This is a genomic window from Lactococcus sp. AK05 (assembly GCF_041026685.1).
Classification (GTDB): domain Bacteria; phylum Bacillota; class Bacilli; order Lactobacillales; family Streptococcaceae; genus Lactococcus; species Lactococcus lactis.
In genome coordinates this window covers 1-439 of sequence record NZ_JBFTEI010000027.1, presented here as the reverse complement: position 1 = coordinate 439, position 439 = coordinate 1, and the positions used below count along the sequence as shown (strand labels likewise).

Genomic DNA, 439 nt, shown 5'->3' with positions numbered 1-439 from the left:
AAGCGAACGACGAGATTCGAACTCGCGACCCCAACCATGGCAAGGTTGTGTTCTACCCCTGAACTACGTTCGCACTTAAACTTTGTGTCTTCCGACAATGCCGACTACATGATTCGAACACGCGACCCTCTGATTACAAATCAGATGCTCTACCAACTGAGCTAAGTCGGCTAATACCTAGTATGCGGATGAAGGGACTTGAACCCCCACGCCGTTAAGCGCTAGATCCTAAATCTAGTGCGTCTGCCAATTCCGCCACATCCGCTAGGATTATGACCCGTGCTGGGCTCGAACCAGCGACCCTTTGATTAAAAGTCAAATGCTCTACCAACTGAGCTAACGAGTCATTAGTATTTCTACTAACGGTTCTGACGGGAATCGAACCCGCGATCTTCGCCGTGACAGGGCGACGTGATAACCGCTACACTACAGAACCTTT

5 tRNA genes are annotated in these 439 nt (G+C 49.9%); all 5 read right to left on the bottom strand.

Annotated elements, in window-relative coordinates:
* Window position 1: 1 nt before the first annotated feature.
* The 5 genes from AB6B24_RS12425 to AB6B24_RS12405 all read right to left on the bottom strand — a co-directional run bounded on the left by AB6B24_RS12425 (window position 2) and on the right by AB6B24_RS12405 (window position 436).
* Window positions 2-73: transfer RNA gene (locus tag AB6B24_RS12425), tRNA-Gly, on the bottom strand.
* Between the two features lie 25 nt (window positions 74-98).
* Window positions 99-171 (bottom strand) — tRNA-Thr (locus tag AB6B24_RS12420).
* Window positions 172-183: 12 nt separating this feature from the next.
* Window positions 184-265 (bottom strand) — tRNA-Leu (locus tag AB6B24_RS12415).
* An 8-nt stretch (window positions 266-273) separates the two neighbouring features.
* Window positions 274-346: transfer RNA gene (locus tag AB6B24_RS12410), tRNA-Lys, on the bottom strand.
* Window positions 347-363: 17 nt separating this feature from the next.
* Window positions 364-436 (bottom strand) — tRNA-Asp (locus tag AB6B24_RS12405).
* Window positions 437-439 lie beyond the last annotated feature (3 nt).